General features: G+C 39.1%; 1 protein-coding gene. It reads left to right on the top strand.

Translation table 11 applies throughout. From position 1 onward, the window contains the following. Nucleotides 1-98 (top strand): small, acid-soluble spore protein, alpha/beta type (locus tag AOA59_RS33760; protein ID WP_143522882.1); only part of this gene is annotated, 98 nt, incomplete at its 5' end. Nucleotides 99-233: the final 135 nt, after the last annotated feature.

Raw genomic sequence — 233 nt, 5'->3', positions numbered from 1 at the left:
CAGATGCAACATGCCGTGCTAACGGTTCAGTGGGTGGAGAAATCACTAAGCGTTTAGTACAACAAGCTGAACAACAGTTTGGCGGTACGCAACGATAATACCTCTAAAAAATGTACAATTAGAAAGAGCGTGAGAAAACACTTCTCACGCTCTTTTAAAATTTCTGTTTAAGCACTCTTAGTTTTCTTATTGTTTCTACTAGCTGCACGATAACCGTTTGGATACATTTTTCC

This window comes from Pseudomonas sp. 2822-15 (assembly GCF_002742515.1).
Taxonomy (GTDB): Bacteria; Pseudomonadota; Gammaproteobacteria; order Pseudomonadales; family Pseudomonadaceae; genus Aquipseudomonas; species Aquipseudomonas salomonii.
The sequence above is the reverse complement of the archived record's forward strand: the minus strand, read 5'-3'. Positions and strand labels throughout refer to the sequence as shown.